This is a genomic window from Chelativorans sp. YIM 93263 (genome assembly GCF_028767125.1).
Classification (GTDB): Bacteria; Pseudomonadota; Alphaproteobacteria; order Rhizobiales; family Rhizobiaceae; genus Chelativorans.
Window position 1 is genome coordinate 33339 of the sequence record NZ_JAKCWP010000008.1, and the last position, 20498, is coordinate 53836.

Genomic DNA, 20498 nt, shown 5'->3' on the forward strand with positions numbered 1-20498 from the left:
ATTTTGAAATGAGGTCTTGATAGGCACGTGGTCGATAGAACCCGTGGCCCCGGAGTAGACGAATGGACGCGAAGAACGAATCCTTGGACGGCAAGCCGCAAAAGGGAATGCCCGGCGCGGCACACAAATACCAGCCATATCCGCAGGTGGAGCTGCCCGACCGCACCTGGCCATCGATGCGCATCGAGAAGGCGCCGATCTGGTGTTCGGTCGATCTGCGCGACGGCAATCAGGCGCTCATCGATCCCATGGGCCACGAGCGCAAGGCGCGTATGTTCGCCCTCCTGCTCGAAATGGGTTTCAAGGAAATCGAGATCGGCTTTCCCTCCGCCTCTCAGACGGATTTCGATTTTGCGCGCTGGGCGATCGAGGAAGCCGGCGTTCCCGAGGATGTGTCGCTTCAGGTGCTGGTGCAGTGCCGGCCGGAGCTGATCGCGCGCACATTCGAGTCGCTGAAGGGCTCGCACCGGCCGATCGTCCATTTCTACAACTCCACCAGCGAGTTGCAGCGCCGCGTGGTGTTCGGAAAGGATATCGCCGGCATCAAGCAGATCGCCACGGACGCCGCAAAGATGGTCGCCGACATGGCGGCCAAGGCGGGCGGCGGCTACCGCTTTCAGTATTCGCCGGAAAGCTTTACCGGCACGGAACTGGACGTGGCGCTGGAGATCTGCAACGCCGTTACCGAGATCATCGATCCGACGCCCGACAACAAGCTCATCCTCAACCTGCCGGCGACGGTGGAGATGTCCACGCCCAACATCCACGCCGACCAGATCGAATGGATGAGCCGCAATCTCGACCGGCGGGACTCCATCATCCTTTCACTGCACCCGCATAACGACCGGGGCACCGGCATCGCGGCAACCGAACTCGGCCTTCTGGCCGGTGCGGACCGGGTCGAGGGTACGCTGTTCGGCAATGGCGAGCGCACCGGCAATGTCGATCTCGTGACGCTGGCGCTCAACATGTACACGCAGGGCGTTGACCCGATGCTCGATTGCTCGGACATCAACCGCATCAAGGATGTCTACGAGTATTCGAACCAGCTCACGATTCCCGAGCGGCATCCGTATGTTGGCGAGCTTGTCTACACCGCTTTCTCTGGCTCTCACCAGGATGCGATCAACAAGGGCATGACGGCGATCCGCAAGGCCAACAAGGCGTTTTGGGAGGTTCCCTACCTGCCCATCGATCCCGCCGATGTGGGGCGCACCTACGAGGCGATCATCCGCATCAATTCGCAATCGGGAAAAGGCGGCATCGCCTATGTCCTGCAGGCCGATTACGGGCTCAACCTGCCGCGCAACCTTCAGGTGGAGTTCCGAGAGGACATTCAGGCCATCACCGATGCCGAGGGCAAGGAACTGCCGGCCAAAAGGATTTATGAGCGGTTCCTTGAGCTTTACGTGGAGCAGCCCGATGCCCGGCTGAAATTCATTGACCACCAGACCTTTCCCGACGCGGAAGTGAAGGGGCGCCGGATCGTCGAGGCGACCATTCTCGACAATGGCAAGGAGACGACGATCAAAGGTGTCGGAACCGGGCCGGTTGACGGCTTCATCAACGCCCTGTCGAAGCATGTCGGCGTGGAGATGACGGTGATCGACTATTCCGAGCACTCGCTTCAGCACGGCGCGGATGCCTCAGCGATCTGCTACATGGAAGTGGGCTATCCGGACGGAAAGCTCTTCGGTGCGGGCATCAATAAGAACATCGTCACCGCGTCTCTCGAGGCGATCGTCTCGGCGGCCAACCGCATCATCGCATAGCCATGTCGGGCGGGGGCAACATGCCCCCGCCGGCAATCCCGCACGAAAGCGGGATTGGGAAGCACGAAAACAGAACAAAACGAGATGATTTTCCTTCGCCTCCGTGTTAACGGTAGGTTAAGGTTAGTTTTTGCTCTGGAGAACTGGCATGGCTGACGCTGGCCCGAACGTAGTTTCAGTCAAGGGCAGGGGCGGGCTTGCGGATGCCGTCCGCGACGTCAAGAACGCGGCGGCGGATCGTGAAGATGTGGTCGTGGAGATGCGCGAAACCAGCCGCACACGGCTGGAGCTTCTGGCGCAGGAACTCGAGCCGATCTTTGCGGACGTTCCGGAAGATGATCCGGCCTTCGATTTAGTAATTTCCTCGGGCCAACAGCCGCGGCTGTGGATCGATGCCGTCGCGCACGTCTCTATGGGCAGTGACCGGCGCACCTATCGCTTCCTGCGCGACACGCGGCTGGGGCGCGTGGTGCTGGCCGAATCAACGGAGATCCAGCCCGTCGCCGATCAGGTAACCCGCTACATTGCCGAGCGCATGGTGGAACGTCAGCGCATGATCGAGGGCGAGGTCGTCTCTCTGCCGCGGGGCAGCGCGGCTGATAATGGGGAAGAGACCGCCGATACTGCCGCAGGGGCTCGCGAGCGCAACCCGCGGAAGGCGCTCTTCGGATCCGCGTTTCTGGTCATTCTGGGTGCCGCCGTAGGCGTTGCAAGCGTCATGCTCTTCCTCTCGGACCGCTTCCCGGAGGTGCAGCAACTGCTGCAGCCATAATCGCTATGCGGTCGTTCGATCGGGCGAGATCAGCCATTGGCTTGAAAGCTCGGTGACGTCTCCGTCTCCGCCGATTGCACCGCGCCGGGTGAGGTGGAGTCTCCAGGATCCGGCCTCACCGGCAATCTCGAAAAGATTGTAGTGGGCGGGCGGTTTGGCGCCGCCATGGGCCTGTCCGGCTGCTGCCACCCCGACCACCGGCACGGCGGTGTCCTGCGGGCCGGTGATGCGGTGCACGGTCGGCAGGTGCGTGTGCCCGTGCAGGACAAGTTCCGCCCCGTGTTCTCGCACCAATTTTTGAAAGCGGGAAATGCCTAAAAGCCGCTTGTGCGGCCCGGTGGCGCCGCGCACCGGCGGATGGTGTATGAGCACGATGCGGAAAAGACCGCGCTCGCCTGTCTCGTCCAGTATCCTGGCCGTTCTGCGCTGCTGTTTCTCGGTAAAATAGCCGCTCGCCAGAAAAGGGGCGGTTGCCCGCGCCGAAGACACGCCAATGATTGCAACGGGCCCGCGAACCCGCAGATAGGGAAAACGATCGCGGCCCGCTGCCCCCGCCTTGTCGCCGGTCATATACGCGTCCCAAGCTTGGCAGACCTTGTACAGCGCGCGTGGCACATAGGCATCGTGATTACCGGGTACGACTGAAATATCGTGCGGTTCGCCCAGGCTCTCCAGCCACAACCGGGCCGTCTCGATCTCCTTCTCGAGCGCGAGGTTCACCAGATCGCCGGTCAGCGCGATGTGGTCCGGCTTCGCCGCCAGAATGTCATCGCTGATCTTGTCGATCAGTCCGTGATCGAGGCTCAGCCGTCGATGACGGTGCCAGTTGATGAAACCGGTGATGCGCTTGGAGAGAAGCTCGCGATAGGTCACATCGGGGAGCGGGCCCAGATGGATGTCCGAAAAGTGTGCAAGCCGAAACATGATGTTTGTCTAGAGCATCGAATGTTCAATTGGAACATCTGCAAGCGCTGTCAGCTCCTGTCAGCAGCCTGAATTTTTTTCTAGGAATTTTATCCCCGCTCTCTCAGCCGCGCTTATCATCCAACCCATCGCTCTCGCGGGAACCGGATGCGCACCGGGTGTTCGGGAGGGCGGCGGTGGCGAGCCTTTGGGCGGCGGGACCGAGACCCGCAATTCGAAGGTTCCGCGACGGGCCGGTGCCCCCGGCCGGTCGGGCGGTTACGATCCCTAGCCTCTCTCGGAGGCTGAGACAGGAGGTCGCCCGGCGGGACATGTCAACGGGGGTGAAGCCGCAAGCAGGGTCCCAGGTACGGGCCTTTGCGAGCGGCCGGCCGACGGCGGCGATGTCCACCGGCGGGGCGCGTGCGAACGTGCCTGACATAGAAGTGAGAAGTCCGGAGCACGCGCCCCGCTTCCCGCTTTCTCTACAATGGCCAGACGGCGAAAGCCGGGCGGTGGCGACGATGCCGCGCGCCCGCTATGCCGCCTTTGCCAGCCTTTCCCGGTTGTGGGGTGCGGAAAAATTCAGTTCCGGGCCCGCGGGCACGATGCGGGTCGGGTTCACCGTTTCGTGGCTTTCGTAATAGTGCCGCTTGATGTGGCTCATGTTCACAGTCTCAGCAACGCCCGGCACCTGATAGAGCTCGCGCGCATAATTGGACAGGTTCGGGTAATCGGCGATGCGGCGCAGGTTACACTTGAAATGACCGACATAAACGGGATCGAACCGAACCAGCGTGGTGAAAAGCCGCCAATCCGCCTCGGTCAGCCGGTCCCCGGCAAGATAGCGCTGCCGCGACAGGCGCTCTTCCACCTCGTCCAGCGCCTTGAAAAGCTGGTGGAATGCTTCCTCATAGGCTTCCTGACTGGTGGCGAAGCCCGCCTTGTAGACGCCGTTGTTGATGTTCTCGTAGACGAGGTCGTTGATGGCATCGATTTCGCCGCGCAGCTCCTGCGGATGGAAGTCCAGCGAGCCGTCGCCCCATTCGTCGAAGGCGGTGTTCAGCATGCGGATGATTTCCGCTGATTCATTGGAGACGATCGTCTCGTTCTTCTTGTCCCAAAGCACCGGCACCGTCACGCGGCCGGAATAGCTGGGGTCGGCCTTCGTATAGATCTGATGCAGGAAATCGAGGCCGTAAAGGTCGTCGCCGGTTGCACCTTCTTCCTTTTCGAAGCTCCATCCGTTCTCACCCATGAAATGGTGGACGACCGAGAAGGAAATCACGTCCTCCAGCTTTTTCAGCTTGCGGAAGATCAGCGTGCGATGCGCCCAGGGGCAGGCGTAGGACACATAAAGGTGATAGCGGCCGGGCTCGGCCTTGAAGCTGCGTTCACGGCCTTCCGCCGGGCTTCCGTCCTTCGTCACGAAATCGCGGAACTGCGATTTGGAGCGTTCGAAACGACCGCCCGTCTTGGATGTGTCGTACCACTGGTCGTGCCATACGCCGTCAACTAAGAGACCCATAAGCTTTCTCCTTCTGCGTCCCGCTCCATGTAGGGTATGTGCCCTTCCGGCCCAAACACAAGCACATGAACGCACCGTCAATTACCAGTGGACGACGCATGATTTTAATGGTAGCGGAGCTTCGCTTTTGGAGAAGACCGATGAACCTGTTCCGGGTGGAGCGACGACGAAAGGACTGACGCGCTGAACAGGCGCGGAGTGTGCGGCCATTGCCGCTCTTATCCTTTCATGCCACCGGAACACGCCCATGTCCCTCAATATCCGCTTCCTGCCGGAAGAACCGGCGCACGACGCTCAGATCGAACAGATCAATGCCGAGGCCTTCGGCCCGGGCCGTTTTGCCCGCGCGGCTTACAAGATCCGCGAAGCCGGGCCGCACGACTCGAAACTTTCTTTCGTCGCGTTGCATGAGGATGAGGTCGTCGCCTCCGTGCGCCAGACATGGATCATGGCCGGCGAGGGCAGGGCGCTTCTGCTTGGGCCCCTCGCCGTGCGCCCTGTCTACAAGAACAAGGGGATCGGGCGAAAGCTCGTGCGGATCGCACTGGACGCGGCGCGCGAGGCCGATGCCGGTGTGGTCGTCCTCGTCGGAGATGAGCCCTATTACGGGCCGCTCGGCTTCAAACGTATCCCGAATGGTCAGATCACCATGCCGCGCCCGGTCGATGCCAACCGGCTTCTCGCCGTGGAACTGCAGGAGGGGGCTTTGGCACGGCTTACCGGCAGAGTCGTGCATGCGGGGGTGCCGAATGCGAAGAATCCGTTGGAAGAACGCGCTTCCACGGTGAACAGAGCCGATGCGTAGGATTAAAGTTGTAAATCGATGACGGAGGGGCGCCGAAGGGACACAATGGCAAACGTAACTGTAAAGCTATCTTTCGCTTCTACTGCTTTCACCTGCGCGAACAGTAAGATGGGAAATCACTTCGCGTAGCGCGGTTCTATCGAACGGTTTCGACACAATCGGGAAACTGGTCCATTCCGACGGGAAATCATCCCGCGAAACGGCGGTCTCGCCTTAGACGCGAAAAGATGTGCTGTTTTTGGCGCCAAATTGGTGGATTTGTGCGCTGCCGCCCGGAAGAGGGCCAGAATCCTGGTCCCTAGCGCCCTTCGCGGTACCACATGGCGCCGAGGGCAAAGAGGAGCAGTCCGAGGCCCAAGAAGCCGGCGAAGAGGGGCACGCGCTCCACGGACCGTAAAATGCTGTCGTCAGTCGATTGCAGACCGATCCAGTCGCGTCCGGCAGCCGAAGTGGCATTGCTTCGCACGGGAACGATGTTGGGAATGTTCCCGGCATTATCCCCGAGCCGGCGTACGCTGCCGGCGCTCTCTTGCGCCAGCGGTCGGAGTATCTCCTCTGTCGAGAGCGGATCGGAAAATTCGGGCGCGTTGACCGGTCCGACATGGGCCAGGGCTGTCAGGTCACCATTGGCGACCTCGTAAAGTCCGATCTCGTCGGTCTCCATGGTTCCGCTGAAAAGCCCCGGATCGTCCGCTACGAGCGGCAGTTCGCGCGTCTCGCCCGACGGCGTCGTTACGATCGCCTCGCCCGCTTCATCTTCCATCGTCTGACGGATCACCTCAAGTGACATGCCGCGACCGTTAGCGGTCAAACGTTCCTCTTCCAGTTCAGGCTCCTTCATCAGCCAGTGTGCTATGCGCCGGTAGAGGGAAACGTAGGGGCCGCCGCCTTCGAAGCCGCGTGCCCAAAGCCATCCCTGGTCGGAAAGGAACATGCCGACGCGGCCTTCCCCCTCCTGCGAAAGCACAAGCAATGGACTTTCCTGCGGGCCTTGCATCACCACGCGGCCCTCAGGCCGGTCGACGCCAACGATGCGAAACCAGCGGCTCCAGTCCGGCGGGTCAGCGGCAGAGCCGTCCAGACCACGCGTGACGGGATGGCGTTCGCCGGTCTCGGTCAGGCGCGGGTGAAAACCTGTTTCCTGCACTTCTCCATTGGGAAGCGCCGGCAAGGTGGAAATCAGCGGCGTGCGCGCGATCGATTGATTGCTTGCGAATTCCGGACCGGCGGCAACGAGGAGCGCGCCGCCATGCTGCACGTACTCGGCGATGTAGTCGTAATAGAGCATGGGCAGCACATCGCGATGCTGATAGCGGTCGAAAATGATCAGGTCGAAATCCTCGATCTTTTCGACGAACAGCTCCCGTGTCGGAAACGCGATCAGCGAGAGTTCATTGATCGGGGTCCCGTCCTGCTTTTCCGGCGGACGCAGAATGGTGAAATGCACCAGGTCAACCGAGGCGTCGGCCTTCAGCAGGTTGCGCCAGGTCCGTTCGCCCGAATGAGGCTCTCCGGAGACGAGCAGCACACGCAGACTCTCCTGAATTCCGTCGACGAGGGCGACCGTACGGTTATTCACATCCGTGAGTTCGCCCTCTTCAGCGGCGATGCGCAGTTCTACGATGTTCCGGCCTGCATTGGGAATGGTGATCTCAAGCGGCATTTCGCGGCCGATCTCGGCCTGCTCGACCAAAGCCAGCTCACCGTTGATGAAGACCTCGACCTCCATCGGTCCGCTTTCGTCTTCGGTGGAGAGCACGCGATAAGTCATTTCGAGCGGGCTGTCGACGATGCCGAAGCGCGGTGCGCGCTCGAAGCGGATGCGACGGTCATGCTCGTCTTCCTCGCCGGTAATCAGGGCGTGGAGCGGGCCGGACAATCCGGATGCATTTTCCGGAACGTCGTGGACCTGACCGTCGGTTATCATGATCGAGCCGGCCACGCGCGAGGGCGGGACGTCCCGCAACGCGCTTTCCAGCGCCCCGAAGAGCCGCGTTTCGGTGTTTTCATCCACCGAATCGCCCCGGCCGGCTTCCACCACGCGAACCTCGAACTCGTCGAAGTTTTCGAGGCGTCGCGTCAGCGTCTCGGCGGCTTGCCGGGCCGACTCCGCGCGTGTGCCGATATCCTGGCTCTGGCTCTCATCCACAACGACGGCGACCACGCTCCGCAAGGGATCACGCTCTTCTTCCAGAAGCACTGGATTGAGGAGCGCGAGCGCAAGCGCGGCAAGTGCTGCGAGGCGAAGAAGCGCGCCGCGTCTGCCAAGGAAGAGGCTGAGCGCCATCAGGGCGGCAAGCGGAATCAGCAGGATTCCCAGGACCTGCCAGGAGAACAGCGGGTCGAAGCTGAGCGTCCAGTCCATCACTGTCCCAGCCTCTCAAGCAGCGCCGGCACATGGACCTGGTCGGATTTGTAGTTGCCGGTCAGCATGTACATCATGATGTTCACGCCCGCGCGCAGGGAGTAAACCCGCTGCATCGAGTTGGACGGCACAGTGGGCAGCAGTGGCTGGCCGTCGCTGTCTATGGCCCAGGCGCCGGCCATGTCGTTGCCGGTGATCATGATGGGAGAAACCCCGTCGCCGGAACGCACCGGCCGGTCGGACGGGCTTGCAGCGTTCATGTCGGCAGCTACCCAGAGCGGGCTGCCGTTATATCGGCCCGGAAACTCGGAGGTTATGTAAAACGCTTTGGTCAAAACGTGATCCTCCGGCACCGGCTCCAGCGGGGGAACGTCGAGATTTGCCAGGATGTCCCGCAGCCGCTGTGTTTCGGGGCTTACCGAGTCGGAAGAATCGAACCCGGCGGAATATTGATCGCGCGTATCGAAGAGAACGGTTCCGCCTTCCTGCATGTAAGCGTCGATGCGCGCAATCGCTTCCTCTGAAGGCATGGGCGCATTGGCGTCTATCGGCCAGTAGATAAGAGGATAGAAGGACAATTCATCGGTATCAATATCGACGCCCGCCGGCTCACCCGGCTCCAAAGCGGTTTTGTCAGTGAGGAAGCGCGATAGCCCCATTATTCCTGCGCGGCTAATCGCGTCGACCGAGGAATTGCCGGTTATCACATAGGCGATCCGCGTGGCCGAAATGGCATCGATGGCTTCAGCTTCGGACGTCTGCGTCTGCTGCGCCAGTGCGCGGTCAGGCGAAAGCAGGCCAAAGGCCAGAAAAGCAATCAATATCGCCGATGCGGCAGATGCGGGGCGGCGGCGTGATGACCGGCGCAGAAGGCCGCCCAGCCACAGAACGGCGAGTGTGTCGAGCGCCAGCAATCCAAGCGCGGCGGCCAGAAGTGCGCCTCTCAACGGCTGTGCACTGTCGAACGCGTAGTGTGCCTCAGTGATGGTGACGGGGGCTTCGGGGCGGGCGAGCGTTTCCAGAGTCGCATCCGATGCCAGCAGGTTGTGCGCCACGACGCCGTCTTCGGATCCGTAGAGCCCGGGCGGGTGCGCCAGGTCGACCGTGGCGTCGGGGCCCGGCGTAAGGGGCTCGGCCTCCGGACCGGGCGGGACCATCGTGCCGGTCGCTGAAATCATGCGATAAGGGGCGAGCCTGGTGGCCGTTTCCTCTTGTTCACCGGCGACGCTGCCTTGGTTTTGGGAAAGCTGTACGATCCGCCGCAGCATTTCCACGAAAGTGCCGGAGATCGGCAGGTTCGACCAGGTTGCCTCCGGCGTGATGTGGAACAGGATAACCCGGCCTGCCTCGCGCGTCGCGCCGGTGACCAGCGGCGTGCCGTCGGCGAGACTGGCCCAGGCCCTCTCCACAATGTCTGCTGAAGGTTCGGCAAGAACTTGGCGGTTCACCGTCACGTCGCGCGGCGGCGTCAAGTCCGAGAACGGGCTGCCGACCGGAAACTCCGCAACGGGCTGCGGCTCCGACCAGGATAGCGTGCCCCCAAGCGAACGTTCGCCCACCCGCAGGCGGACCGGAAGGAGTTCTTCATCGTGTTCGGCAGCGGCGAGCCGCGGCCCGGCAAAGCGTATCAGCGTGCCGCCATTGTGTATCCATTCAACAAGCTGCTCGCGGGCCGCGTCGGGCAGCGTGCCGACATCGGCCATGATGATAGCGGCCGGCTGCTGATCCAGCAGCTCCGGGATTGCTTCGCTTCGGTCCGCGCTTTCGGCTTCGATGAGGTCGGCATAAGGGCTGAGCGCCCGGCGGATGTAATAGAGCGGCGAAAGCAGCGGCTGCGCCTCGTCTTCCGCGCTTTGTGCCAGCAGACCGATGCGCCGGCGGCGTGAATTTTCGTCCAGCAGGTGCAGGGCGCCAGCATGGTGTTCGCCCGAGATCCCGATGGAGGCGAAGTCGTTGCGCAACTCGAAGGGAACGCGCATCTCGCCAGTGGCTGCCGTTTCGCCCGCACCGAAAGTGATCAGCGCCTCGGCGATGCGGCGCCCGCGCTCATCGGAGGCATAGGCGGTCGCCTGCCTTGGGGCGGTGTCGCTTTCGGGCCGTATGGCGGTCACGGTAAAGCGCTCAGGCTCATTGGTGCTGTCGGTGAACGCCAGGAGGGAGGTCCGGTCCGGCGCTCCCCAGCGGATTTCGCTGGGGTCCGCCGCAACAATCTGTTCAAAGGCGGCGTCGTCGCCCGGAGCCGCAAGGCCGTTCGTCAGCAATGCGAGCGTAGCGCCGGGCATGGTCTCCAGCGCATCGGCCACGCGTTCATAAATCACCGGCCGGTCTGGCGGCACCGGGCGCGGCTCTGCCGCGTTCAGCCTCTGGATCGCCGTGTCGGCGTCAAAGGGTCCGATGTCCTGGTTCGGTCGATCCGCTGTCAGGGCCAGCACAATGGGCAGACCGCTGCCCCTGGCGTCAGCGATCAGCCGTTCGGCCGTGGCCACGCGCCGGTCCCAGTCGGGTGCGCTGGACCAGTCATTGTCGAGCACGATGGCCAGCGCCTGGCCGCTTACCGCCGTCCGCTCGCGCGGATTGAACACAGGGTCGGCCAGCGCCAGAATGACGAGCGCAGCCAGCGCAAGACGCAGCAGAGTAAGCCACCAGGGGCTGTTTTGCGGCGTTTCTTCCCGCCTGACGATGCGGGCCAGGATGGCCAGCGGCGGAAACGTCTCTCTCTGCGGGCTCGGCGGTGTCAGGCGCAGCAGCCACCAGATCACAGGCAGGGCAATCAAGCCCCAAAGAACCATCGGTGCGCCGAAGGAGAGAGGGAGGAAATTCATCGGCCTATTTCCATGTCGCTGGTCATGGCCGTGTGCACCTGAATGAGTGCCTCGGAGGCGAGCCGGTCCGTATGGTTGACTGTATAGCTCCATCCGAGCGACTTGCACCAGCGGCGAAGTTCCTCGCGTCGGGCCGCGTAAAGGTTCCTGTACTCCTCTGCCACTGTCTCGGCACGCCCCGCAGTCAGCCGCTCGCCGGTCTCGGGGTCGTGGAATTCGATTCGTCCCGTGTAAGGGAAGGTTTCTTCGGTCGGGTCGGCAACTTCGATCAGATGGACGCGAATGCCGCCGCGCGTGAGCGGATCGAGCCAGAGCTTGATCTCGTCCGGCGGGTCGAGGAAATCGCTGGATATCACCACATCGCAGAAACGGCGGATCTGCTTCATGTCCGGCCGTTCAGCACTCGGCTCCGCGTGGGCAACATATTGGGCCAGCCGCTCGGCGCCGTTCCGCGCGGCAAAGGGATCAGTCAAGCCCGGCCAGGCGATGCGCTCGCCGCTGCGCGAGAGCAGCTCGGCCAGTGCGAGTACATGGACGATCGCTCGCGACTCCTTCGAGACTTCCGCCCGGTTGGAGCGGTACAGCATCGAGGGCGAGCGGTCCGCCCACAGCCAGACCGTATGAGCTGCTTCCCATTCCTGGTCCCGCACGTAGAGGTGGCCTTCCTCGCGCGCCGAGCGCCGCCAGTCGATGCGGGAAATGGCATCACCCTCGACATAGGGTCGAAACTGCCAGAAATTCTCGCCGATGCCGCGCCGGCGCCGGCCGTGCCATCCGGCAATCACAGTGTTGACGACGCGGCGAGCCTCCACCATAAGGTCCGGCACAAGTGCAGCGCGCGTACGGGCACGTACCAGCGCATCCTGTACCGTTACATGGGGGGTGACTTCACCGATCCGCGCCATCAGCCTCTCGTTGCCATTGCATCAATCCAGCGCCTTCACGAGCCGAGCGACCACGTCGCGCACGCTCATGCCCTCTGCGCGGGCAGCGAAGGTCAGCGCCATACGGTGCTGCAGCACGGGCTCGGCCAAGGCACGAACATCGTCGACCGAAGGCGCGAGCCGGCCATCGTAGAGCGCGCGGGCGCGGGCGCACAGTGTTAGCGCCTGGCTTGCGCGCGGGCCGGGGCCCCATGCCACATGGCGGTCCGTCTCCGGGAAGCCGAGGCCGGGACGCGCCGATCGCACCAGCGCCAGAATGGCTTCCACCACACTTTCGGGAACCGGCATTCGGCGAATCAGCTCCTGAACTTCCTGCAGGCGCGCCGGCGTAAGCACATTTGCCGCGCGCGCTTCTTCCGTTCCCGTGGTTTCCAGGAGGATACGCCGCTCTGCGTCGAGTTCAGGATACAGGATGTCGATCTGCATCAGGAAGCGGTCGAGCTGCGCTTCGGGCAGAGGATAGGTGCCTTCCTGTTCAAGCGGATTCTGCGTCGCGAGCACATGGAAAGGGGCGGGCAGGTCGTATCGCTGTCCGGCGACCGTGACATGATACTCCTGCATGGACTGCAGAAGCGCCGATTGCGTGCGCGGGCTGGCGCGGTTGATCTCGTCTGCCATCAAGAGCTGCGCAAAGATCGGACCGGGAATGAAACGAAAAGCGCGGCGTCCGCTTTCCTCCTGCTCCATGACTTCTGAACCCAGAATGTCGGAGGGCATCAGGTCGGGCGTGAACTGGATGCGCTTGGCATCGAGGCCCAGAACGACTCCAAGCGTTTCTACCAGCTTCGTCTTGGCCAGCCCCGGCACGCCGACGAGAAGGGCGTGTCCTCCGGCCAGTATAGCCACCATGGACCGCTCGACGACTGCCTCCTGGCCGAAGATCACCCTGCCGACACCTTCCTTGACGCGAGCGATGTCTTCCAGGGCTGCCTCGGCTTCGGCCACCATCTGCCCTTCGTCGGCTTGCTTTGTGCCGGCTTCCCGGCCTCTTGCAATGATGCTCATGCGGCTTGTCCTCGCGCTTTGCCGGTGGGGCCCTTGTTGCGATATAGGGTACAGGAATCGCACCATCCACTGTGATGGCAAGTTAGATGCTCACGCAAGGCTGACAAGCCGGAGGACAGTGACTATTTCGTGACGATGACCGGTCAAACTGGGAAAAATCGAACTGATGCGAGCGATCTGAGGCAGGCGGCGGACCCGGCTGCCCTGTCGGCGCTCATCTCACGCGCCGCGCGCGCAGGCAAGGGAGCAGCGCCGGTCGAACGCTGGAACCCGGAGTTCTGCGGCGATCTCGATATGGTAATCAAGGCGGACGGAACGTGGTTCTATCTCGGCACGCCGATCGGCCGCATGCCGCTCGTGCAGCTCTTTTCGTCTGTCTTGCGGAAAGACGAGGACGGCAAAACCTACCTGGTCACTCCGGTCGAAAAGGTCGGCATCAGGGTTGAGGACGCTCCCTTCATCGCTGTCGAAATGGCCGTTACGGGAGAGGGCGGATCACAGATTCTAACGTTTCGCACAAATGTTGGTGATGTTGTCGAAGCCGGGCCGGAACACCCCCTCCGCTTTGCCGACGAGCCGGAGACCGGCGGTCTTAAACCTTACGTGCTTGTGCGCGGGCGTCTGGAAGCACTTGTTTCGCGCTCGGTGATGTATGAGCTCGCCGAACTGGGCGAGGAAATGGACATAGACGGCCAGCACATGGTTGTCGTGCGTTCCAATGGGGCTGTTTTCCCGATCATGCCGGTCGAAAAGCTTCAGGCGTCGGCCGAATGAGTGTGCAGCGGTCGACCGTGCCATCTTTTTCCGCGGACGATTTTCGCCGCCGTGCCGCCGCGCAGGACCCTAACTTCATGTCCGGCGAGTACGGCGATCACCGGCTCAATCCCGACCTGAAACATCTGATTGTGCGCGACGGGCTGCATGACGCCGCCGTCCTCGTGCCGGTGGTCGATCACAGCGATGGCGCAACGATCATCCTGACGCAGCGCTCCAATCAGTTGCGCCGCCATTCGGGGCAGATCGCCTTGCCGGGCGGACGCATCGATCCCACTGACGTCTCGCCGGAAAGCGCAGCCGTACGGGAAGCGGAGGAGGAGATCGGTCTACCGCCTTCCCGAGTCGACATTGTGGGACGTATGCCGGACTACGTCACCGGGAGCGGCTATCGGGTCCGGCCCGTTCTCTCCGTGGTCAGCCCCAATTTGCCGCTGACGCTCAATCCCGATGAGGTCGAAGCCGCGTTCGAGGTTCCGCTTGCGTTCCTCATGGACCCTGCCAATCATCGGCGCGAAAGCCGCATATGGCAGGAGCGGGAACGGTTTTACTATACAATGCCTTACGGTGATCGCTTCATATGGGGAGTCACCGCCGGGATTTTGCACATGCTCTATGAAAGGCTCTATGCCCGATGACAGGCACCAGCATTGCCGACGCACAATGGCTCAATCGATCCGGCCTGCAAACGCTTCTTGCCGCGCTCAACGAAGGTGAAGAAGAGGCGCGCGTGGCCGGCGGCGCCGTGCGCAATGCCGTTCTGGGGGAGGCAGTGGCCGATGTCGACATCGCCACCACCACCCACCCGGACGAGACCATGCGGCGTGCCGAAGCAGCCGGTTTCAAGGTTATCCCCACCGGGTACGACCATGGAACGGTAACGGTGGTTGTGAAGGGGAAGCCTTACGAGGTCACGACACTCCGAGCCGACGTGGAGACCGACGGGCGCCACGCCCGTGTGGATTTCGGCCGTGACTGGAAGGCCGATGCGGAGCGCCGCGATTTCACGATCAATGCGCTTTACGCTAAGGCCAATGGCCAGGTGGTGGACCTTGTCGGTGGGTTGGCCGATCTGGAATCGCGCACGCTGCGTTTCATCGGCGATCCCGAGGAGCGGATCCGCGAGGACTACCTGCGCATCCTGCGTTTCTTCCGCTTCTTTGCATGGTACGGGTCGGGGCGGCCGGATGCGGCGGGGCTGAAAGCCTGCGCGCGATTGAAAGATGGACTTTCGATGCTTTCGGCCGAGCGTGTGTGGACAGAGTTGTGTAAGCTCCTTGCAGCTTCCGATCCCACGCGCGCGGTGCTCTGGATGCGGCAGACCGGGGTGTTGTCCGCCGTGCTGCCGGAATCCGAGCGTTGGGGAATTGATAACTTGCGTCCACTTCTTGAGGCGGAGCAGGCGCTCGGGTGGACCGTTGAGCCCCTTTTGCGGCTGGCGGCCATCATTCCGCCGGATGCCGAACGGGTGTCGGCTCTCGCGAGGCGGCTGCGGATGTCCAACGCAGAGGCGGCAGCACTTTCCGCCTGGGCCGAGGCTCCGCTACCGGACCCGGCCACCCCGGATATGGTTTTCAAGAAACTGCTTTACCGTGCTGATCCCAAAGGGGTCGAATGGCGTTTGCGCCTGGGACTTGCAAGCGCGCGGTCGCGGGCGCCGGAAGATGACAAGGCACTCGAAGAGGCGGCCGGATACCAGCGGTTGCTCGATATTCTCGGGCGTTGGGAGCGGCCGAGCTTTCCGCTACGCGGGCGCGACCTTCTGGCTCGTGGTTTTGCGCCGGGAGAGGAACTCGGCACAGCCTTGAAAGAACTCGAGGAGCGGTGGATCGAGTCTGGGTTCAAACTCAGCAAGGAAACGCTGCTGGAGGAAAGCGGGCGATATTCAGCCGATAGGGACGGCTAACAAGAATTCTCTTTAGCCCTTGACCTCAACTTAGCTTGAGACTGTAGGCGTCATGCATCTTGAAGGAGCAAGAGCATGACGGCACTGCAATCAACGCCCGTAGCGCCACCGTATTTGGCGCATTGCCTCGCCGGAGGCCATGGAAGCGGACAGCGCGAGGTTCAGGCTGCGCGTTTTCTCCCGCATCGGAATAAGCAGGCGGTGGTCGGCGCTCTGGTGAACGTCGTCCGGCACACCGGCGGATTCGCGACCGAAAAGCAGGACATCACCATCGCGGAAGGAAAAGGACGTGTAGGGAACAGCGGCTTTCGTGGAAAACAGGGCCACGCGTCGCCCTTCGGCGCGACGCCACTTTTCGAATTCGCTCCAGGAACTGTGCCGTTCCAGGGAGGCGAGTTCCAGATAATCCATGCCGGCGCGTTTCAGCGCTCGGTCGGAAAGGTCGAACCCGGCGGGCTCTATCACGTCCACTGTCAGCCCGAGACAGGCGGCAAGTCGCAAAATCGTACCGGTGTTGCCGGGGATATCCGGCTGGAAGAGCGCGATGCGAATGCCCTTATGCGTCATACCGATCCTAACTGTCGTCAAATGGCCACAGACTGTCAGGAAGACGTCAGAATGTCGTTCCTGGCTCTGGCCAGCGCGCACATTTATGGATATAAGGCCTACGCTTTCAATGGAAACCGCAGGAGTCGGAGATGGATATCCGTATCTTGGCATCCTTGGCCTGCATGCGCCCACGCATCGGAGTTGGGCACGCGGCCTGACGGCGGTTTTCGTTCCGACACTCTTTCCCGTTTAAATTCACGCGAGCGAATCCGCCGGACCTTTTTCCGGAAACACCCAAGGATTCGCTTCATGTCTGCACGTATCTCCAAAGGGCGCTTTTCGCCCGAGAAGCCCGCTTCCTCTGCCGAAACGGCTCTGCCCACGGCACATGCGGGACAGGACGCCGGCAAGAAGAAATTGTCGGGAGCCTTCACCGCGGCGATCGGCCATGCTCCGCATCCGGGCCAAGCGCAACCGAAATCCCACACGGGCGCGGACGCTTTAAAGCCGTTTTCGGCCGCGTCCGAGAAGCCCCCAGTGAAGAACTGCAAGCCCGGCGCGCCCAGTCTGCCGCGCAAGGGCCACCGCTGAGATTTTATCCGAGGTCAGTAATGTTTAGCTGGTTCGAACGAAAACTGCCGCCGTTTCCCGAAGCCGAGCTGGAACAGCCGCCGAAGACGCTGTTCGGCTTTTGCTGGCATTTCACGCGGGATACCTGGCCGGCGATCCTTGTCGCCGCGATCCTGGCGGCCGCCATTGCCATCACAGAGGTCTGGATGTTCTCCTTCCTCGGCAATATCGTTGATTGGCTGACGGAGCAGGATCGCGAGACCTTCCTGCAGTCGGAAGGATGGAAGCTGGCGGGCATGGCGTTCGTCATTCTCGTCTTCCTGCCGGGAATCGTGGCGCTGAGCTCGCTGGTGCTCCACCAGATCCTGATGGGCAATTATCCCATGCGGATTCGCTGGCTCGTCCACCGCTATCTGCTCAAGCAATCGATGGCCTTTTACCAGGACGAGTTCGCCGGGCGCATCGCCACCAAGCTGATGCAGACGGCGCTGGCTGTGCGCGAGACCGTCATCAAGCTGATCGACGTTCTGAACTATGTCATCGTCTATTTCGTCGCCATGGTGTTTCTCGTCGCCTCCGCCGATATCCGGCTGGCGGCCCCGCTCGGCGTGTGGCTGATCGGCTACATCGTACTTCTGCACCAGTTCGTTCCACGCATGGGGCGGGTGGCCAAGCAGCAGGCCGATGCGCGCTCGATCATGACCGGCCGCGTGGTCGACAGTTACACCAACATCCAGACGGTCAAGCTGTTCTCCCACGGTCAGCGCGAGGCGGCCTATGCCAGGGAGGGCATGGGCAGCTTTCTGAACACGGTCTACCGGCAGATGCGGTTGACGACCGGGCTTTACAGCCTGCTCTACGTGCTCAACTCTCTGTGCCTGTTCGCCGTGGGCGCGATCTCAATCTGGCTGTGGATGGGCGAGTTGGTCTCCGTCGGCGCGGTTGCCGTGGTTCTCGGTCTGGTCCTCCGGTTGTGGGGCATGTCCCAGTGGATTATGTGGGAGATGACGACGCTTTTCGAGAACATTGGTACGATCCAGGACGGCATCTCCACTATCTCCGTGCCCCGCGCGGTGGATGATAAGCCGAACGCGAAGGAACTGCGCGTCAGCAAAGGCGAGATCGCCTTCGACCGGATCCGTTTCCACTACGGGAAGGAAGGCGGCGTGATCGAGGATCTTTCGCTGAACATCCGGCCGGGGGAGAAGGTCGGTCTGATCGGCCGCTCCGGCGCTGGCAAATCGACGCTCGTCAACCTGCTCCTGCGCTTTTACGATCTGGAAGGCGGACGCATCCTGATCGACAGCGAGGACATCTCCGAGGTCAAGCAGGACAGCCTGCGTGAGCAGATCGCCATGGTAACGCAGGATACATCGCTGCTGCACCGTTCCGTACGCGATAACATTCTGTACGGCCGGCCGGACGCCGACGATGAAATGGTGCTGGAAGCGGCAAAACGTGCCGAAGCTCTGGATTTCATCGATGACCTTGCCGACATTAAAGGGCGCAGAGGACTCGAGGCCCATGTGGGCGAGCGCGGCGTGAAACTTTCAGGCGGGCAAAGGCAGCGTATCGCCATTGCGCGCGTTATGCTGAAAAATGCGCCGATTCTGATCCTGGACGAGGCGACGTCGGCGCTCGATTCGGAGGTCGAGGCCGCCATTCAGGAGAACCTGTATCGCCTGATGGAGGGCAAAACCGTGATTGCGATTGCCCATCGGCTCTCGACCATCGCCGCGATGGACAGGCTGATCGTCATGGACGAGGGGCGTATCGTCGAGCAGGGCACGCACGAGGAACTGATCAAGAAGGGCGGCATTTACGCCCAGCTTTGGCAGCGCCAGTCGGGCGGGTTCCTCGATATAGGTCAAGTGGAGGCGGCTGAGTGAGCCAGGAAGAGGAAACACGATCCGGCCCAGGTGAGGGGCTCTGGCGCCGCGCCGAAGGGGTGATAGACCCCTTCGGCGATACGCCGCGCGAGGTCCTGCCGGCCGAAGCCCGCGATTTCATCTGGTTCTTCGCCACGCAGGCGAAATGGCCGTTCATCCTTCTTTTGACGGCCGGCGGGCTGATGGGCGCGGTCGACGCCGGGCTCTATTGGGGGCTCGGCTGGCTGATAGACCTTCTCGACACCTCTTCGCCCGAAACGCTTTTGGCTGAGAATTGGCTGGCGCTCGTGGCCCTGGCAGCTCTGGTGCTGGTTGGCCGCGCAGCCATCATGATCGGCAACACTATCCTGGAAGAGCAGGTCATCGCACCATCCTTCTACCAGCGTGTGCGCTGGCAGGCGTTTCGCCGGGTTATCGAGCAGCCCTACGAATTTTATCAGAACGATTTTGCCGGCCGGATCGCCACGAAGATTATGCAGGGCGGCGAGTCGACAGGCGATTTCATCGTTTCCTCGCTGCAGACTCTGTGGAGCTTCGTCACTTTCGTCGTTTTGGCAGGTACGATCCTGACCGTACTGGACCCCTTCATGGGGCTGGTTCTTGCTATCTGGCTGGCGGCATTTCTCATCATTGCGCGTGTACTTTTGCCGCCGCTCCGCAGGGCCGGCCGGCGCACTGCCGATGAGCGCTCGATCCTCAACGGCCGAATGGTCGATGCGTTTACCAACATCATGGCGGTCAAGCTCTATGACAGCGGTCAGCGCGAGCACAGCTATGTGCGCGAGGGGATGGCGCGTTTCCTGGCGGCGGTGCGCACGCTGACGCGCGCCATCACCCGTGTTCGCGCCGCCGTGGCCATTCTCAACGGCTTCATGATGACGGCAATAGGCGTGCTCGCGGTGACGCGCTGGATGAACGGACTGGCCACGACGGGAGAAATCGCGGCGGCCATGGGCCTCGTCTTCCGGCTCAACCAGATGTCCGGCTACATGATGTTCAACATCAACGGTCTCATCCGGGCATATGCGACGGTGCAGGACGCCACCGGCGTGATTTCACAAAAGCCGGCCATTCGAGACGCCCCGAATGCGCGGAGCATCGACAAGGCCGAGGGCGATATCCGCTTCGACAACGTCACCTTCAATTACGGGAAGGAGGATGGCATCCTCGAAGGGCTCAATCTGCATATCCGCCCCGGCGAGCGCGTGGCGCTTGTCGGACCGTCGGGCGCGGGCAAAACGACCATCGTCAACCTGTTGCTTCGCCTGTTCGACATTGAAGGCGGGCGGATTCTGCTCGACGGGCAGGACGTCCGCGACGTTACCCAGGCTTCGCTGCGCAGCCAGTTCGGCGTGGTGAGCCAGGAACCGATGCTGATGCACCGTTCCATCCGCGATAACATCGCCTATGGCCGTCCGGGCGCGACGGAGGAGGAGATAATCGCCGCCGCCAAACGCGCCTCGGCCCATGACTTCATCGTCGATGTCAGTGATCCGCGCGGCCGGACGGGTTATGACGCGCATGTGGGCGAGCGCGGTGTCAAACTCTCCGGCGGTCAGCGCCAGCGCATCGCGATCGCCCGCATGATGCTGAAGGACGCGCCGATTCTCATTCTCGACGAGGCGACCTCATCGCTCGACTCGGAAATCGAAGCGGCGATCCAGGAGAACCTCGAAGGTCTCATGGAAAATAAGACGGTGATCGCCGTCGCCCACCGTCTCTCCACCATCGCCGCTCTCGACCGACTGATCGTGCTCGATCGCGGGCGCATCGTCGAGGAGGGCACTCATGACGAACTGGTGGACGGCGATGGGCTCTATGCCCAGCTCTGGAAGCGCCAGTCAGGCGGGTTCCTGCCCGAGCGCATGGCGGCGGAATAGCACATTCAATCGGA

Annotated in this window: 16 protein-coding genes; 9 read left to right on the plus strand and 7 right to left on the minus strand. The window is 62.2% G+C overall.

Annotation, left to right across the window (positions count from 1 at the left end; translation table 11 throughout):
* The first annotated feature begins 62 nt into the window (after positions 1–62).
* Positions 63–1772, plus strand: a complete 1710-nt coding sequence (gene leuA / locus LY631_RS15660; protein WP_274426524.1) for a 2-isopropylmalate synthase — start codon at positions 63–65, stop codon at positions 1770–1772.
* Positions 1773–1920: 148 nt separating this feature from the next.
* Positions 1921–2544, plus strand: coding sequence for a hypothetical protein (locus tag LY631_RS15665; RefSeq protein WP_274426525.1), 624 nt, complete (start codon positions 1921–1923; stop codon positions 2542–2544).
* 3 nt (positions 2545–2547) lie between these two features.
* On the opposite strand, the gene LY631_RS15670 is transcribed toward LY631_RS15665, so the two are convergent.
* Entirely contained in the window at positions 2548–3468 is a 921-nt protein-coding gene (locus LY631_RS15670) for a metallophosphoesterase family protein (protein WP_274426526.1), read from the minus strand.
* 517 nt (positions 3469–3985) lie between these two features.
* Complete coding sequence (locus tag LY631_RS15675; protein WP_274426527.1) at positions 3986–4975, minus strand: glutathione S-transferase family protein; 990 nt, start codon at positions 4973–4975, stop codon at positions 3986–3988.
* A gap of 247 nt (positions 4976–5222) precedes the next feature.
* Between LY631_RS15675 and LY631_RS15680 the strand changes: the two genes are divergently transcribed.
* Positions 5223–5780 carry a GNAT family N-acetyltransferase gene (locus tag LY631_RS15680; protein ID WP_274426528.1) on the plus strand — a complete coding sequence of 186 codons (558 nt, stop codon included), beginning with the start codon at positions 5223–5225 and terminating at the stop codon, positions 5778–5780.
* A gap of 298 nt (positions 5781–6078) precedes the next feature.
* Here the strand turns inward: LY631_RS15680 and LY631_RS15685 are convergent, their stop codons facing one another.
* Genes LY631_RS15685 through LY631_RS15700 form a run of 4 tightly spaced genes read right to left on the minus strand, consistent with a single transcriptional unit; the run spans position 6079 to position 12916 of the window.
* Positions 6079–8145, minus strand: a complete 2067-nt coding sequence (locus tag LY631_RS15685) for a hypothetical protein (RefSeq protein WP_274426529.1) — start codon at positions 8143–8145, stop codon at positions 6079–6081.
* Positions 8145–10967: a DUF4159 domain-containing protein gene (locus LY631_RS15690; RefSeq protein ID WP_274426530.1), complete on the minus strand. Its 2823-nt coding sequence runs from the start codon at positions 10965–10967 to the stop codon at positions 8145–8147. Before LY631_RS15690 ends, LY631_RS15685 begins: the two co-directional genes overlap by 1 nt.
* The gene (locus LY631_RS15695) at positions 10964–11872 is read right to left on the minus strand and encodes a DUF58 domain-containing protein (RefSeq protein WP_274426531.1); all 909 of its coding nucleotides are present in this window, start codon (positions 11870–11872) and stop codon (positions 10964–10966) included. The genes LY631_RS15690 and LY631_RS15695 overlap by 4 nt, the downstream gene beginning before the upstream one ends.
* 21 nt (positions 11873–11893) lie before the next feature.
* Entirely contained in the window at positions 11894–12916 is a 1023-nt protein-coding gene (locus tag LY631_RS15700; RefSeq protein ID WP_274426532.1) for an AAA family ATPase, read from the minus strand.
* Between the two features lie 135 nt (positions 12917–13051).
* Here LY631_RS15700 and LY631_RS15705 point away from each other — a divergent pair, with 135 nt between their 5' ends.
* The 3 genes from LY631_RS15705 to LY631_RS15715 are packed head-to-tail and all read left to right on the plus strand — an operon-like array spanning position 13052 to position 15596.
* Positions 13052–13690: a DUF1285 domain-containing protein gene (locus LY631_RS15705; protein WP_274426718.1), complete on the plus strand. Its 639-nt coding sequence runs from the start codon at positions 13052–13054 to the stop codon at positions 13688–13690.
* The gene (locus LY631_RS15710; RefSeq protein ID WP_274426533.1) at positions 13687–14328 is read left to right on the plus strand and encodes a CoA pyrophosphatase; all 642 of its coding nucleotides are present in this window, start codon (positions 13687–13689) and stop codon (positions 14326–14328) included. Before LY631_RS15705 ends, LY631_RS15710 begins: the two co-directional genes overlap by 4 nt.
* Complete coding sequence (locus LY631_RS15715) at positions 14325–15596, plus strand: CCA tRNA nucleotidyltransferase (protein ID WP_274426534.1); 1272 nt, start codon at positions 14325–14327, stop codon at positions 15594–15596. The genes LY631_RS15710 and LY631_RS15715 overlap by 4 nt, the downstream gene beginning before the upstream one ends.
* Positions 15597–15686: 90 nt before the next feature.
* On the opposite strand, the gene LY631_RS15720 is transcribed toward LY631_RS15715, so the two are convergent.
* The gene (locus tag LY631_RS15720) at positions 15687–16163 is read right to left on the minus strand and encodes a tRNA (cytidine(34)-2'-O)-methyltransferase (RefSeq protein ID WP_274426535.1); all 477 of its coding nucleotides are present in this window, start codon (positions 16161–16163) and stop codon (positions 15687–15689) included.
* Positions 16164–16454: 291 nt separating this feature from the next.
* Between LY631_RS15720 and LY631_RS15725 the strand changes: the two genes are divergently transcribed.
* The 3 genes from LY631_RS15725 to LY631_RS15735 are packed head-to-tail and all read left to right on the plus strand — an operon-like array spanning position 16455 to position 20484.
* The gene (locus LY631_RS15725) at positions 16455–16736 is read left to right on the plus strand and encodes a hypothetical protein (protein ID WP_274426536.1); all 282 of its coding nucleotides are present in this window, start codon (positions 16455–16457) and stop codon (positions 16734–16736) included.
* A gap of 20 nt (positions 16737–16756) precedes the next feature.
* Entirely contained in the window at positions 16757–18604 is a 1848-nt protein-coding gene (locus tag LY631_RS15730) for an ABC transporter ATP-binding protein (protein WP_274426537.1), read from the plus strand.
* Positions 18601–20484 (plus strand): ABC transporter ATP-binding protein, encoded by a 1884-nt coding sequence (locus LY631_RS15735; RefSeq protein ID WP_274426538.1) that lies wholly within the window; start codon positions 18601–18603, stop codon positions 20482–20484. Before LY631_RS15730 ends, LY631_RS15735 begins: the two co-directional genes overlap by 4 nt.
* The last annotated feature ends 14 nt before the right edge of the window (positions 20485–20498 follow it).

Excerpts from the sequence above, each read along its gene's own strand:
- LY631_RS15730 (WP_274426537.1), top strand. The coding sequence starts at position 16,757 with ATGTTTAGCTGGTTCGAACGAAAACTGCCGCCGTTTCCCGAAGCCGAG.
- LY631_RS15710 (WP_274426533.1), top strand. The coding sequence starts at position 13,687 with ATGAGTGTGCAGCGGTCGACCGTGCCATCTTTTTCCGCGGACGATTTT.
- LY631_RS15680 (WP_274426528.1), top strand. The coding sequence starts at position 5,223 with ATGTCCCTCAATATCCGCTTCCTGCCGGAAGAACCGGCGCACGACGCT.
- LY631_RS15665 (WP_274426525.1), top strand. The coding sequence starts at position 1,921 with ATGGCTGACGCTGGCCCGAACGTAGTTTCAGTCAAGGGCAGGGGCGGG.
- leuA (WP_274426524.1), top strand. The coding sequence starts at position 63 with ATGGACGCGAAGAACGAATCCTTGGACGGCAAGCCGCAAAAGGGAATG.
- LY631_RS15705 (WP_274426718.1), top strand. The coding sequence starts at position 13,052 with ATGACCGGTCAAACTGGGAAAAATCGAACTGATGCGAGCGATCTGAGG.
- LY631_RS15690 (WP_274426530.1), bottom strand. The coding sequence starts at position 10,967 with ATGAATTTCCTCCCTCTCTCCTTCGGCGCACCGATGGTTCTTTGGGGC.
- LY631_RS15685 (WP_274426529.1), bottom strand. The coding sequence starts at position 8,145 with ATGGACTGGACGCTCAGCTTCGACCCGCTGTTCTCCTGGCAGGTCCTG.
- LY631_RS15725 (WP_274426536.1), top strand. The coding sequence starts at position 16,455 with ATGTCTGCACGTATCTCCAAAGGGCGCTTTTCGCCCGAGAAGCCCGCT.
- LY631_RS15670 (WP_274426526.1), bottom strand. The coding sequence starts at position 3,468 with ATGTTTCGGCTTGCACACTTTTCGGACATCCATCTGGGCCCGCTCCCC.
- LY631_RS15700 (WP_274426532.1), bottom strand. The coding sequence starts at position 12,916 with ATGAGCATCATTGCAAGAGGCCGGGAAGCCGGCACAAAGCAAGCCGAC.
- LY631_RS15715 (WP_274426534.1), top strand. The coding sequence starts at position 14,325 with ATGACAGGCACCAGCATTGCCGACGCACAATGGCTCAATCGATCCGGC.
- LY631_RS15720 (WP_274426535.1), bottom strand. The coding sequence starts at position 16,163 with ATGACGCATAAGGGCATTCGCATCGCGCTCTTCCAGCCGGATATCCCC.
- LY631_RS15675 (WP_274426527.1), bottom strand. The coding sequence starts at position 4,975 with ATGGGTCTCTTAGTTGACGGCGTATGGCACGACCAGTGGTACGACACA.
- LY631_RS15695 (WP_274426531.1), bottom strand. The coding sequence starts at position 11,872 with ATGGCGCGGATCGGTGAAGTCACCCCCCATGTAACGGTACAGGATGCG.